Genomic DNA, 13,818 nt, shown 5'->3' on the forward strand with positions numbered 1-13,818 from the left:
ACTGCATGGTGGCAAAGTCGCGGCCGCGCGTCATCAATAAAGGGTCGATTGTAGCGTTTGTGGCGCCCTCTGGCCCAAGCGATTGCAGCGATACCTGTAAATTGCGGCAAAAAACTGCATATATACAAGCAGAATGCGCCATGCTGATGTTTTCATGCACCAACACAACCATGCTGTCCTGATAATATCGTGAAACGCGCCGGCGCGGGGACACTGCCGGCTGGCGTATTGTTCCCGGCAGCAAACCAGTATAATTAACGCAGTCTGGGCGGCTTGGGTACTTGCCGTCCGTTTTGCTTTTTGATTCATTTTATTCATTCTTAACGCGGTTCCGCCGCCATCCTGCTCATGCTCGCCCAACAGAAACAAGAAATCATCGCCCTGTTCCAGGCCGCCCTCGCTCCCGTCCTGGCCGGCACTTCGCTTGCGCCTACCGTGGTGCTCGAGCGACCACGCGATGCATCGCATGGCGACGTCGCCTGCAATATCGCCATGCAACTGGCCAAGCAGCTGAAACAGAATCCGCGCGAACTGGCGCAAACCATCGTTGCGGCCGTGCTGGCCAACCCGGCCGGCAAGGGCCTGGTCGAGGCAGTGGAAATCGCCGGTCCCGGCTTCATCAACGTGCGCGTGTCCGCCGCCGCCAAGCAGGCCGTGGTAAAAACCATCTTGAGCGAGGCCGACAGCTATGGCCGCAGCACGGCAGGCGCCGGCAAGCAAGTCATCCTGGAATTCGTCTCGGCCAACCCGACCGGCCCCCTGCACGTGGGCCACGGCCGCCAGGCAGCCCTGGGCGACGCCCTGTCCTCGCTGTTCGACGCGCAAGGCTACCAAGTGACGCGCGAGTTCTACTATAACGACGCAGGCGTGCAGATCCAGACCCTGGCCAATTCCGTGCAGGCGCGCGCGCGCGGCTTCAAGCCGGGCGACGCCGAATGGCCCGAGTCCGCCTACAACGGCGACTACATCGCTGACATCGCCAACGACTTCAAGGCCGGCAAGACCGTCTCGGCCAGCGATGGCCAGCCTGCCACGGCCAATGGCAACGTGGAAGACATCGATTCGATCCGCCCGTTCGCCGTTACCTACCTGCGCAACGAGCAGGACATCGACTTGCAGGCCTTCGGCGTGAAGTTCGACAATTACTACCTGGAATCGTCGCTGTACGCGGACGGCAAGGTCAATAGCGCGGTCGAAACCCTGATCAAGGCAGGCCACACTTACGAGCAGGATGGCGCGCTGTGGCTGCGCACCACCGACTTCGGCGACGACAAGGACCGCGTCATGCGCAAGACGGACGGCACCTACACGTATTTCGTGCCGGACGTCGCGTATCACCTGGTGAAATGGCAGCGCGGCTTCGTGCAGGCCATCAATATCCAGGGCAGCGACCACCACGGCACCATCGCGCGCGTGCGCGCCGGCCTGCAGGCCGTCGACATGGGCATCCCGCAAGGCTACCCCGATTACGTGCTGCACAAGATGGTCACCGTCATGAAGGACGGCGAGGAAGTCAAGATTTCGAAGCGCGCCGGCTCTTACGTGACCGTGCGCGACCTGATCGAATGGTCGGGCGGCGGCGACATCGCCAAGGGCCGTGACGCCGTGCGCTTCTTCCTGATCTCGCGCAAGGCCGACACGGAATTCGTCTTCGACGTCGACGTGGCGCTGAAAACCACCGATGAAAACCCCGTCTATTACGTGCAGTATGCGCATGCGCGCATCTGCCGCATCCTGGAAAACTGGGGTGGCGATGCCAGCACGGTCGCCGGCGTTGATTTGTCCCCACTGACGGCGCCGACCGAAGCGACCCTGCTGGCGACCCTGGCCGCCTACCCGGAAATGCTGGCGCGGGCGCAAGCGGAACTGGGACCGCACCAAGTCGCCTTCTACCTGCGCGACCTGGCCGCCAACCTGCACAGCTTCTACTTCGCTGAAAAAGTGCTGGTCGAGGACGAAGCCGTCAAGATGGCCCGCCTGGCCCTCGTCATCGCCGCGCGCCAGGTACTGCGCAACGGCCTGGCACTGATCGGCGTGTCCGCGCCAAACAAAATGTAATCGCGAAGGTCAAACCGTCAATGAATCATGCTTCCCGTTTCTCTTCGACCCGGCGCCAGCAGGGCAATACCCTGGTCGGCATCATCATCGGCCTGGTCATCGGCCTGGGCATCGCCGTGGTGGTCGCCCTGGTGATCACCAAGGGCGCCTCGCCGTTCACCGACAAATCGGGCAAGGCCGGCAAATCGGCCGAACCGACAGCCGGCCAGATCGCCGACCCGAACAAGCCGATGTACGGCAACAAGGAAGCGGCCAAGGAAGCGGCACGCGACTTCTCCAAGGAGCCACGCGAGATCGTCACGCCGACGCAGCCGGCCGCGCCGGCACCCGCGCCCGCCACCGCGCAGCAGCCGAAGGCGCCGCCGCCGGACGCGCTGCAGGAGTTGATCGGAACATTGAAGGACAAGCCGGCGCCGAAAACGCCGGCGGCAGCACCAGCAGCGCCCGCGCCGCAAGCGAAGGCCGATGCAGCCGGCGACAAATGGATTTATTATCTGCAGGCCGGCGCCTTCCATGACATGTCGGACGCCGAAAGCACGCGCGGCAAACTGGCGCTGCTCGGCTTCGAAGCGGCCATCAGCGACCGCAGCACCGACGCCGGCGTACTGCACCGCGTGCGCATCGGGCCGTTCAACCAGCTCGAAGCGATGAACCGCGCGCGCACCAAACTGTCTGAAAACGGCATCGATGTCGCCGTCGTCCGCAACCAAAAATAAGGAACCAGCATGCGTTTTCTGAAGAAAATCCTGTTCGCCGCCGCCCTGTGCACTGCCGCCATGGGCGCGTCGGCCTCGCCGGCCGAACCGAAGAATGGCGTCGAATACGAAACCCTGGCCACGCCGCAGGCGACGGAATCGGGCAAGAAAATCGAAGTGACGGAATTCTTCGCCTATTACTGCCCGCATTGCAACGTGCTCGAACCGCAACTGGCGGCCTGGGTCAAGAAACAGGGCGACAACATCGTCTTCAAGCGCGTGCACGTGTCGCGCGATGACAGCGTGGCGCCGCAGCAGCGGCTGTTCTTCACCCTGCAAGCCATGGGCCTGGTCGACAAGCTGCACACCGGCGTCTTCCACGCCATGCACGTGGAACGCAACCGCCTGAACACCGACGACGCCGTCTTCGACTTCGTCGCCAGGCAGGGCGTGGACCGCCAGAAATTCATCGACACCTACCGTTCGATGGGCGTCTCGGCCCGCGTGCGCCGCGCGGACGCCATGATGCAAGGCTATAACGTCACGTTCTGGCCCATGATCGCCATCGATGGCCGCTACATCACTTCGCCTTCGCAGGCCGATCAGGGCAGCAAGTCGGCCAAGAACGAAGAGCAGCTGAACGCCCAGGCGCTCAGCGTGATGGACGTGCTGGTCGCGAAAGCCAAAGCGGAAAAGAAATAAGCATGGCCACTTCCCTGGCGCGCCCGGGCCTTGCCTGATGCACCGCGTTTTCATCACGGGCGCGTCGAGCGGACTGGGCGCCGCCCTGGCGCTGCAATACGCGCGCCAGGGCGCCCAGCTGGGCTTGCTGGCGCGCCGCGGCGACACCCTGCAGCAACTGATCGCCTCCCTGCCCCACCCTGAACGCCACCGCGCCTACGCCGTCGACGTGTGCGACCACGCCGCCCTGAAAAGCGCGGCCGATGACTTCATCGCCCATGCCGGCGGCATCGACGTCGTCATCGCCAGCGCCGGCGTGTCCTACGGCACCCTCACCGAACACGCGGAAGACCTCGACGCCTTCGCGCGCCTCATCGCCATCAACGTCACGGCCACCGTCGCCACCTTCGCGCCCTTCATCGCCGCCATGAAAAGCCAGGGCAGCGGACGCCTGGTGGGGATCGGCAGCGTGGCCGGCATCCGCGGCCTGCCCGGCGCCGAAGCCTACAGCGCCTCGAAGGCGGCCGTCATCAGCTACTGCGAATCGCTGCGCCTGGAATTGAAACCGGCGGGCGTCAAGGTCGTCACCATCACGCCCGGCTACATCGACACGCCGATGACGCGCCACAATGCCTACCGCATGCCCTTCCTGATGCCGGCCGACAAATTCGCCGTGCGCGCCGCGCGCGCCATCGCCGACGGCGACAGCTACCGCGTGATTCCGTGGCAGATGGGCGTCGTCGCCAAGCTGCTGCGCGCGCTGCCCAATGCCGTCTACGACCGGGCCTTCGCCAACGCGCCGCACAAGGCACGCAACTGAACTGACCACCATGACGAAGCACTCAGACTTGAACAGCGCGGCCATCGCCGCCCATTGCGCCACGGGCGCCTCCCGCGTGGCCATCGAAGTGGTCGACGAAACGGGATCGACCAACGCCGACCTGCTGGCGCGCTGCGCCACCCTGGCCGGCCCCACCCTGCGCATCGCCGGCCAGCAGACGGCCGGACGGGGGCGTGCCGGACGCCCGTGGGTGTCGCAGCCGGACGCCAGCCTGATGTTCTCGCTGGCCTGGCGCTTCAAGGGGCCGCTGCATCAGCTGGTCGGCCTGCCGCTGGCCGTCGGCGTGGCGCTGGCCGAAAGCATGACTTCCTTGGGCGTGCCGGTGCAACTGAAGTGGCCGAACGACCTGCTCAAGGATGGCCATAAACTGGCCGGCATCCTCGTCGAGACGCAGCAGGCAGCCGATGGCGGCGTGTGGGCCGTGATCGGCTGCGGCATCAATCTGCTGATGCCCGATGCGCTGGAACGGCAGATCGGGCGCAGCGTCTCGGCCGTGCCCTGGCTGGCGCAGATGGAGCGCAACACCATGGTGGCGGCGCTCTTGAGCCGCCTGGCCGGCGTGCTGGCCGAATTCGACGACACGGGCTTTGCGCCGTTTACGGAACGCTGGAACCTGCTCCATGCCTGGCAGGGCCAGCACGTGAAAATTCTCGACAACGGCCAGCTGCTGCAGCAAGGCGTGGCGGCTGGCGTGGACCAGCTGGGCCGCCTGCTGCTGCGCACCGATGGCGGCCTGCAGGAAATCATGTCCGGCGACGTGTCCTTGCGCCTGAGCGGGGAGTAAGCGCATGCTACTGCTGATCGACGCCGGCAATACGCGCATCAAGTGGGCACTCGTGGCCGCCGACAGTGCCGCCGGCGGCTGGCTGGCCAGCGGCGCCGTCACGCATGCGCAGATCGATACCCTGGCCGCGCAGTGGGCGACACTCGGCATCAGCGAAGCGCTGCTGTCGAACGTGGCAGGCGCCGTCATCGGCACGCGCCTGCGCGCCATGCTGCCGGTAGTGCCGCGCGACTTTATCTCGCTGCCGCAGCTGGCGGGCCTCACGAATGGCTACCGCGCGCCGTCGCAGCTGGGCTGCGACCGCTTTGCCGCCGCCATCGGCGCGCAGACGCTGGCGCCTGGCCTGCCCGCCATCGTCGCCAATTGCGGCACCGCCACCACCATCGACGCCATCACGGCCGATGGCGTTTTCCTCGGCGGGATGATCTTGCCGGGACTGGGACTGATGGCCAGCTCGCTGGCGCGCAACACGGCGCAGCTGCCGCAAATCGCCAGCGATGCCATGCTGCCGGCCGGCTTTGCCGACAACACGGACGACGCCATTCTCTCCGGCTGCCTGGCGGCCCAGGCGGGCGCCATCGAACGGGCCGTGCGCATGCACGGCGCCAGCGCCTGCCTGCTGTCGGGCGGCGCCGCAGCGCGCATCGCACCGGCCCTGGCGCTGGCCGTGCCGCTGCATCTGGTGGACAATATCGTCATGCTCGGCCTGCAGGCGGCCGCGCGCGCCGGGGCAGCGGGAACACAAGGAAACCACGTATGCTGAAATTCGTCTTCTGGCTGCTGGCCGGCGTCAACCTGCTGGTGCTGGCCATCGGCCAGGGTTATCTGGGCAGTTTTCGCACCGAGACGCGCGAACCGGCGCGCCTGAAAAACCAGCTACAGGCGGCCAAGCTCACCTTGTTGACGCAGGAGCAGGCCACGGCGCCCGCCGCCGAAGAGGGCGCGCCGCCGGCGGCGGCGGCACCGGCGCCGCCGCCATCGTATGCCTGCACGGAAGTGGGCAATTTCCTGCTGGCTGACGGGCGCCGCTTCGAAGCGCAAGTGGCGGCGCTGGACCTGGGCGACCGCCAGTCGCGCCGCAACGTGGCCGGCCAGGAGGTTTCCAGCTACATGGTGTACATCCCGCCGCAGGGCAGCAAGGAAGGCGCCGACCGCAAGGCCGGCGAATTGAAGCAGCTGGGCGTGACGAATTACTTCATCATGAACGAAAGCAGCCCGCTACGCTGGGGCATCTCACTGGGCGTGTTCAAGTCGGAAACCAGCGCGCAAAGCCAGCTGGCATCGCTCAACAAACAGGGCGTGCACAGCGCCCGCGTCGCGCCGCGCTACAGCGCCAGCAAGCAGCTGGCCTACCAGTTCCGCGACCTCGACGCCGCCACGCGCGCGCGTCTCGAGAAGATCAAAACGCAGTTCCCAGAGCAGGAACTGCGCAGCTGCAAATAAGCGCCTGACCAAACCTACTGCGCGTCGCGCTTTGCGGCCTGCGATGCTCGCTGTGCTCCAGCACAGCTGCGCTTCTTAGCCACAAATCGCTGCCGCTCGCTACGGTTTTATCAGGTGCTTTGCACCGTCAGGCGCGCCTAGCGTTGGATGACGATGGGCTTGATGCCAGTCGATTCCGGTAAATTCGCCGCCGCGCGTGCCGCCTCGGCGCGGCTGGAGAACGGTCCGCCGTACAGGCGGAACAGATTACCGGCCTGCACCACGCCCAGGGTCCCCAAAGCTGCCGCATACGGCGCCAGGCGCGAACGTCCCGATTCCGCATTGTCGGCGCGCGAGTAGGCGCCCAGCTGCAAATAGAAGCCGCTGGCCAGCGCCGCCGGTGCCGGCATGGCCACCGTCGCATCGACAGGCAGCATCTGCGTCGACACTTCCGGCTGCACCACGGCGCCCGTTTCCACCGGCGTATCGATGGAGATGGCCACCACGGAAGGCACCGGCTTCGGTGCCGCTCTAGCCGCCAGGATGGCGTCGATATCGGCCGGCAGCAGCCGTTCGACCACCACCTGGTGGCTGCCCTTGCCGAGGAATCCCAGCTTCAGCGCCGCCGTATAGGACACGTCGATGACGCGCTTGGCATGGAAGGGACCGCGGTCGTTGATGCGCACGATCACCTGCTCGCCGCTGTCGATGCTCGTCACCCGCGCATACGACGGAATCGGCAAGGTCGGATGGGCCGCCGTCATCTTGTACATATCGTAGATTTCACCCGACGAGGTGCGCTGGCCATGGAATTTCTTGCCATACCAGGTGCCCGTGCCCTTCTGGGTAAACGGTTCGTTGTCGGTGATCGGCGTGTACGTCTTGCCGAACACGACATACGGGCGGTTCGAGCGCGTCGAATACGGCTCGTTGCGCACTTCCGCGTCAGGCACGTCGCGCAGGTTGGCTGGCGGATTGTCTCCCGGGCCGTCATCCTTGTAGTAGCCGCCGCGCCCGGAGCCGGCCGCCGGCAATGCCGGCAAGGTGGGATCCTGGCGCACCGGCACCTTGACCTTGCCGCCGGACGGCAGCGGCACATTATGCGATGCGGGCTTGTGCGGCGCCGTGCCGCAAGCGGCAAGAGTCAGCAAGACCGCCAGCAGTGTGGCAACATTCGGCCCGCGCATGGCGAAGGTATCGACAGGCGCGCGCATCAGGTCTGCACCAGCTTGCGGTGGCGCTGAATGCTCATCAGGATACCGGTGGCCACGCCCAGCGTCAGCAGCGCGGTGCCGCCGTAGCTGAGGAATGGCAAGGGAACGCCGACCACCGGCACGATGCCGCTGACCATGCCCATGTTGACGAAGGCGTAAGTAAAGAAAATCATAGTGATCGCTCCTGCCAGCAGGCGAGTGAAAAAACTGGGGGCGTTGGCGGCGATCATCAGCCCCCGTCCCACCAGCAGCAAATACATCAGCATCAGGATCAAGTTACCGACCAGGCCGAATTCCTCGGAATATACGGCAAAAATGAAATCGGTCGTACGTTCCGGAACAAACTCCAGGTGGGCTTGCGTGCCGTGCGTCCAGCCCTTGCCCGTCATGCCGCCGGAACCGATGGCGATGATGGACTGGATGATATGGAAGCCCTTGCCCAGCGGATCCTTGGTCGGGTCGATCAGCATCATCACGCGGTCGCGCTGGTAATCATGCAGGTGCGACCAGGCGATGGGCAGGCAGGAAACAAAGGTGATCAGCAAGCCGGCCAGCACCTTCCACGACAGGCCGGCCAGGAAGATGACGGTAAAGCCGGCCGCCACCACCAGCAGCGCCGTGCCCAGGTCGGGCTGGCGCGCGATCAGGTAGACGGGCACCAGCAGCAGCACGGCCGCCATCAGGAACGATTTCCAGCGCAGGGCGCCCGCATTATGCTGGAAAAACCAGGCCAGCATCAGCGGCGTGGCGATCTTCAGGAATTCGGACGGCTGGATATCGATCACGCCGATATGCAGCCAGCGCCGCGCACCGAGCTTGATGGTGCCGAACAGCGCCACGGCCACCAGCAAGATCACCGAGATCGTGTACGCGGGCACGGCGATGCGCATCATCATCTGCGGCGTGATGTTGGCCGCCACCCACATGACGAAAAAGCACAGCAGGATGTTGCGCAGGTGATCCTCGATCTTGCCGGGGATGCCGATGCTGGCCGAATACAGGGTCAGCAAGCTGGTACTGAGCAGCATCAGGATGATGATCATCAGCGGCGGATCGAACACCGCCAGATAGGGTTTGGCGCGCCGCCACAGCGAGCGCCTCTCGTTAATGGGCATGTGCTTCCTTATTGTCTGGCAGGTGCCGCCGGGGCTGCTTGCTCGTCCGTGATTTCTTCGAGGGTGCGCACTTCGTCGACATCTTCCTTGGGCACCTTGGTGGTGTCCTTTTCCTTGTCGCTCGGACGCTTGCCCAGCAGGTAGTAGTCGAGCGCCTTGCGCGCGATCGGCGCGGCCACGCCGGCACCGAAGCCCGCATTTTCCACCACGATGGCAATCGCGATGCGCGGCTTGTCGGCCGGCGCGAAGGCCGTGAACAAGGCGTTGTCGCGCAGGCGTTCGGCCAGCAGCTTGGCATTGTACTTCTCGTTTTTCTTGATGCCCACCACTTGCGCCGTACCCGTCTTGCCGCCCACCGTGTACTGCACGCCGGTGAAGATGCGCGCGGCCGTGCCGCCCTGCTCGCTGGTCACGCCCACCATGGCGCGCTTGATGATGTCGATGTTTTCCTGCTTGAGCGCGATGCGGTAGCTTTCCTTGGGCACCGTCAGGGTGCGCGCGCGCGTGGCGGCGTCTTCGATGATCTTCACCAGATGCGGCTTCATCACCACGCCGTTGTTGGCCAGGTTGGCCGTCGCGTGGGCGATCTGCAGCGGCGTATACGAGTTGTAGCCAGAGCCGTTACTCACCGAAATCGTGTCGCCGCCCACCCATTTTTTCTGCTGCGGCGTCTTGAAGCGGTTGCGCTTCCATTCCGTCGACGGCAGCACGCCCGTCTTTTCGTTATTCAGGTCGATGCCAGTCAACTGGCCGAAGCCGAACGGCTTCATGAAGTCGTGGATGGCGTCGATGCCCATGTCGCGGCCCAGCTGATAGTAATAGGTGTTGCAGGACACGACGATGGACTTGTGCATGTCCACCGTGCCATGGCCGCCCACCTTGTCGTCGCGGAAGGTGTGTCCGCCGAGGATGAAGAAACCGGGATCGGAAATCGCCTGGCTCGGCGTGCGCTTGCCCAATTCCAGCGCGGCCAGCGCCATGAAGGGCTTGAAGGTCGAGCCGGGCGCATAGGTGCCGGACAGAGGACGGTTGACCATCGGCCGGTCCAGCGAGGTATTGAGTTCGTTCCAGCTTTGCTGGTCGATGCCGTCGACGAACAAGTTGGGGTCGTAGCCTGGCTTGGACACGTAGGCGAGGATGTCGCCCGTGGCCGGGTCGATCGCCACGGCCGCGCCGCGCCATTCGCCGAACGCTTCCTCGACCACCTTCTGCAGTTCGATGTCGATCGACAGGATCAGGTTATTGCCAGGAGTGGCCGCCGTGCGCGACAAGGTACGCATGGCGCGCCCGCCGGCCGACACTTCCACCTCTTCGTAGCCGGTGGTGCCATGCAGCTGCTTTTCGTAGCTTTTTTCCAGGCCTTCCTTGCCGATATGGTCGGTGCCGTTGTAGTTGGCCGCGTCCTCGCCCTCTTCCAGCGCCTTGGCTTCATTGCGGTTGATGCGGCCGATGAAGCCCACCACGTGCGATGCCACCTCGCCCATCGGATACTGGCGGAACAGGCGCGCCTGTACCTCGACACCGGGGAAGCGGAAACGCTGCGCCGTGAAGCGCGCCACTTCCTCGTCCGTCAGGCGCGTGCGCAGCGGCACGCTGACGAAGTTCTTGGATTCCTCCAGCAGCTTCTTGAAGCGGCGGCGGTCCTTGATGTCGATCTGCACCAGGGTCGACAGCTCGTCGATCACCGAATCGAGACTGGCGCTCAGCTTCGATGGGGTGATTTCCAGCGTATAGGCCGAGTAATTACGCGCCAATACCACGCCGTTGCGGTCGAGGATCAGGCCGCGCGTGGGCACGATGGGCACCACGGCGATGCGGTTGTCTTCGGCCTTGGTCGCATAGTCCTCGTGCTTGATCACCTGCAGCCAGATGAAGCGCGCCAGCAGCAGCGAAAAGCAGACGAAGACGAGCGCGCCCAGGATGGTCAGGCGCCTGCGGAAAAAATGCAGTTCGCGCTCAGTGTTCTTGAGTTCAGTCATGGCAGGCGCCCGTCAAATCGGCCGGTTATGGTCGCGGTCCACTGCGCGGCGCTGCGGCGCCAGCAGTATCCACGTGACGATGGGCCACAGGGCGACGGCGACGAAGCTCTCGATGAAATTGAGCCAGCCGGGGAAGCGGCCCGAGACGATCAGGCGCGTCAGCAATTGCAGCGCCTGCGTCAGCAGCAACAGCGGCAGCACGTGGAGCGCCTGCGTCATGATGGGGAACCACAGCACGCGGCGGTGCATCATGATGGCGAAATACGACAGCAAGGTATAGGCCAGCGCATTCTCGCCCAGCAGGGTCGAATCGTGCACGTCCATCATCAACCCCATGAAGAACGCCACGCCGATGCCGACCTTGCGCGGCTGGTGTATACCCCAGAAGACCAGCACCAGGGCGACGAAGTCGGGCACGCCGACGAACTGCCCCCATGGCAGCAGGTTCAGCAAAAAAGCGCACAGCAGGGAAAACCCGATGAACAGGGGGCTGACCGGCAGCAGGATGTAATGCGGGCGGTTCATCGTGTCGCTTCCTTCGGTGGCACGGCGGCGGGTGCGGGCGCTAGTGCCGCAGGTTTTGCGGGCGCGGGCGCAGCCGCGTTGGCGGCAGGCGGCTTGGCGACCGGCGTGGCGGCCGGCACCGCAGCGGCAGGCTCCTTGGCAGGATCCTTGATCGGCGCCATCTTGCCAGCGATCTTGCGGCCCGTCTTGACCTCTTCGGCGGGCGGGCGCGGTGGAATCTCGGGGGATGTCATCAAGATGAGCAGCTGGGTGTTGCGTTCGATGCCGGCCAGCGGCTGGCACACGACACGGCCGAACGGGCCATGCGCATTGCGCTCGACCAGGGTCACGCGCGCCACGGCCAGGCCGGCCGGGTACAGTCCGTCGAGACCCGAGGTGATGACGATATCGCCGATCTGGATGTCGGCGCTGGGGGCCGTGAAGCGCAGCTCCATGGTGCCGGACTTGCCGCGCCCGATGGCCACGCTGCGCACGCCATTGCGCAGCAGCTGCACCGGAATGGCCTGCTCTTCGTCCGTCAGCAAGGTCACTTCGGAGGTGAACGGGAACACGCGCGTGACTTGCCCCACCACGCCCAGGTTGTCGATCACGGGGCGGCCCAGTTCCACGCCATGCTGAATGCCCCGGTCCAGCACGATCTTGCGCGTGGCCGAATCGCGCGTGTCATACAGCACTTCGGCCATCATGGTCTTGACGGGCACGCGCTCGCGCGCCTCCATCAGCTTGCGCAAGTGGTTGTTTTCAACGATGTTGAGCTGCGCCTGCTGCATGATCTGCGCCGAGGCGATCTGTTCGTGCTTCAGGTCGCGCACCTGTTTTTCCAGGGCGGAGAGCGAAGAAAAGTAATTGCCGACACCGAGCGCCACGTCGCGCGGCACCAGGGCCGCCATCTGCACCGGATACAGCACGGTGCCGACTGCCTGGCGCACGGCCGTCAGCGCGTGCATGCGCGAATCGACCAGCAGCAGGGCGATAGAAATGCCGGCGAACACCATCATCTTGACGCGGGCGGAGGCGCCTTGTTTGAAAAGTGGCGGAGGACTGTATTCCATGACTTCCAATAATCAGGCCAGGCGCAGTGCGCCAACGTGCAGGCCCCGGTCAAACGCCGGCGCCAAAACCAAAAAAAGGCCGGAGTGGTTTCCGGCCCTTCTGTCAGATTATTCGTAGGAGAAGATCGAGCCGAGCTTGTCCATACGTTCCAGGGCCATCCCGGAACCGCGCACCACGCAGGTGAGCGGGTCCTCGGCCACCAGCACCGGCAGGCCGGTTTCCTCCATCAGCAGGCGGTCCAGGTCGCGCAGCAGTGCGCCGCCGCCCGTCAGCATCATGCCTTTTTCGGCGATGTCGGCGCCCAGTTCCGGCGGCGTCTGTTCCAGCGCGTTCTTCACGGCCGAGACGATGTTGTTCAGCGGGTCGGTCAGCGCTTCGAGAATCTCGTTGCTGGAGATGGTGAACGAGCGCGGGATGCCTTCGGACAGGTTGCGGCCCTTGACTTCCATTTCCTTCACTTCCGAACCCGGGAAGGCCGAACCGATGGCCTTCTTGATGGCTTCAGCCGTCTGTTCGCCGATCAGCATGCCGTAGTTGCGGCGGATGTAGTTGACGATGGCTTCATCAAACTTGTCGCCGCCGACGCGCACGGAACCCTTGTAGACCATGCCACCCAGCGAGATGATGCCCACTTCCGTGGTGCCGCCGCCGATGTCGACCACCATCGAACCGGTCGCTTCCGACACGGGCAAGCCGGCGCCGATGGCCGCTGCCATCGGTTCTTCGATCAGGTACACCTGCGAGGCACCGGCGCCCAGGGCCGATTCGCGGATCGCGCGGCGTTCGACCTGGGTCGAACCGCACGGCACGCAAATGATGATGCGCGGCGATGGACGGAAGAATTTCGAGTCGTGCACCATGCGGATGAATTGCTTGAGCATCTGCTCGGTCACGGTGAAGTCGGCGATCACGCCATCTTTCATCGGACGAATCGCTTCGATATTGCCCGGCACCTTGCCCAGCATCTGCTTGGCTTCCTTGCCGACTGCCTGAATGGTCTTCTTGCCATTCGGACCGCCTTCCTGGCGGATGGCGACGACGGATGGCTCGTCCAGGACGATACCGAGGCCGCGTACATAAATAAGGGTGTTGGCCGTGCCCAAGTCAATGGCCAGATCGGTGGAGATATACCTGCGTAAAAAACCAAACATGAGTGTCCTGTAGCGCATCGAGCTGCGCAAAAGCTGTTTATGGGGAGTTTCAAAGCGGGCGCTTTCAGGCCCCCTGAAAATCCATGAAGGCGATTTTCCCGGGTTTCACTTAGCGCTTGCGCAATCTTTTCTATGCTGCGGCTGCAGTCCATCAGCGCCGGCAACGCATTAACCCGCCATTCTACCTTATAATTTGAATGCGATTTGCTCAAAAACCATGGAAAAGTGCGACTCTTGCAGCCGCGAGTTACGCGGCATTCCTCGATTTTTGTGAGCAAAATAGCAGTAAATACCCGCGTT

General features: G+C 64.2%; 13 protein-coding genes. 7 read left to right on the top strand and 6 right to left on the bottom strand.

Going from position 1 to position 13,818, the window contains the following annotated elements; all coding sequences use genetic code 11:
- Window positions 1-348 precede the first annotated feature (348 nt).
- From argS to AC54AF_RS17280, 7 genes are read left to right on the top strand one after another with little or no spacing between them, the layout of a single operon-like run.
- Window positions 349-2,058, top strand: coding sequence for an arginine--tRNA ligase (argS, locus tag AC54AF_RS17250; RefSeq protein WP_131688706.1), 1,710 nt, complete (start codon window positions 349-351; stop codon window positions 2,056-2,058).
- A 20-nt stretch (window positions 2,059-2,078) separates the two neighbouring features.
- Window positions 2,079-2,774: an SPOR domain-containing protein gene (locus tag AC54AF_RS17255; RefSeq protein WP_496637528.1), complete on the top strand. Its 696-nt coding sequence runs from the start codon at window positions 2,079-2,081 to the stop codon at window positions 2,772-2,774.
- Between the two features lie 9 nt (window positions 2,775-2,783).
- Window positions 2,784-3,455: a thiol:disulfide interchange protein DsbA/DsbL gene (locus AC54AF_RS17260; protein ID WP_496637529.1), complete on the top strand. Its 672-nt coding sequence runs from the start codon at window positions 2,784-2,786 to the stop codon at window positions 3,453-3,455.
- Between the two features lie 37 nt (window positions 3,456-3,492).
- Window positions 3,493-4,254, top strand: coding sequence for an SDR family oxidoreductase (locus tag AC54AF_RS17265; RefSeq protein WP_496637530.1), 762 nt, complete (start codon window positions 3,493-3,495; stop codon window positions 4,252-4,254).
- A 10-nt stretch (window positions 4,255-4,264) separates the two neighbouring features.
- The gene (locus AC54AF_RS17270) at window positions 4,265-5,059 is read left to right on the top strand and encodes a biotin--[acetyl-CoA-carboxylase] ligase (protein ID WP_496637531.1); all 795 of its coding nucleotides are present in this window, start codon (window positions 4,265-4,267) and stop codon (window positions 5,057-5,059) included.
- A 4-nt stretch (window positions 5,060-5,063) separates the two neighbouring features.
- Window positions 5,064-5,822, top strand: a complete 759-nt coding sequence (locus AC54AF_RS17275; RefSeq protein WP_496637532.1) for a type III pantothenate kinase — start codon at window positions 5,064-5,066, stop codon at window positions 5,820-5,822.
- Complete coding sequence (locus tag AC54AF_RS17280; RefSeq protein WP_496637533.1) at window positions 5,816-6,502, top strand: SPOR domain-containing protein; 687 nt, start codon at window positions 5,816-5,818, stop codon at window positions 6,500-6,502. The genes AC54AF_RS17275 and AC54AF_RS17280 overlap by 7 nt, the downstream gene beginning before the upstream one ends.
- 137 nt (window positions 6,503-6,639) lie before the next feature.
- Here the strand turns inward: AC54AF_RS17280 and AC54AF_RS17285 are convergent, their stop codons facing one another.
- From AC54AF_RS17285 to AC54AF_RS17310, 6 genes are all read right to left on the bottom strand, one after another.
- The gene (locus AC54AF_RS17285; RefSeq protein ID WP_496637534.1) at window positions 6,640-7,695 is read right to left on the bottom strand and encodes a septal ring lytic transglycosylase RlpA family protein; all 1,056 of its coding nucleotides are present in this window, start codon (window positions 7,693-7,695) and stop codon (window positions 6,640-6,642) included.
- Window positions 7,695-8,810 carry a rod shape-determining protein RodA gene (gene rodA / locus AC54AF_RS17290; RefSeq protein WP_131688698.1) on the bottom strand — a complete coding sequence of 372 codons (1,116 nt, stop codon included), beginning with the start codon at window positions 8,808-8,810 and terminating at the stop codon, window positions 7,695-7,697. The genes AC54AF_RS17285 and rodA overlap by 1 nt, the downstream gene beginning before the upstream one ends.
- Window positions 8,811-8,818: 8 nt before the next feature.
- A complete protein-coding gene (mrdA, locus tag AC54AF_RS17295; RefSeq protein ID WP_496637535.1) occupies window positions 8,819-10,789 on the bottom strand; it encodes a penicillin-binding protein 2 in 1,971 nt (656 codons plus the stop codon).
- Between the two features lie 12 nt (window positions 10,790-10,801).
- Window positions 10,802-11,314 (bottom strand): rod shape-determining protein MreD, encoded by a 513-nt coding sequence (gene mreD / locus AC54AF_RS17300; protein WP_034749354.1) that lies wholly within the window; start codon window positions 11,312-11,314, stop codon window positions 10,802-10,804.
- A complete protein-coding gene (mreC, locus tag AC54AF_RS17305; protein ID WP_496637536.1) occupies window positions 11,311-12,366 on the bottom strand; it encodes a rod shape-determining protein MreC in 1,056 nt (351 codons plus the stop codon). Before mreC ends, mreD begins: the two co-directional genes overlap by 4 nt.
- 108 nt (window positions 12,367-12,474) lie before the next feature.
- Window positions 12,475-13,518, bottom strand: coding sequence for a rod shape-determining protein (locus AC54AF_RS17310; RefSeq protein ID WP_010393186.1), 1,044 nt, complete (start codon window positions 13,516-13,518; stop codon window positions 12,475-12,477).
- Window positions 13,519-13,818: the final 300 nt, after the last annotated feature.

Source organism: Janthinobacterium sp. JF4, from assembly GCF_059617925.1.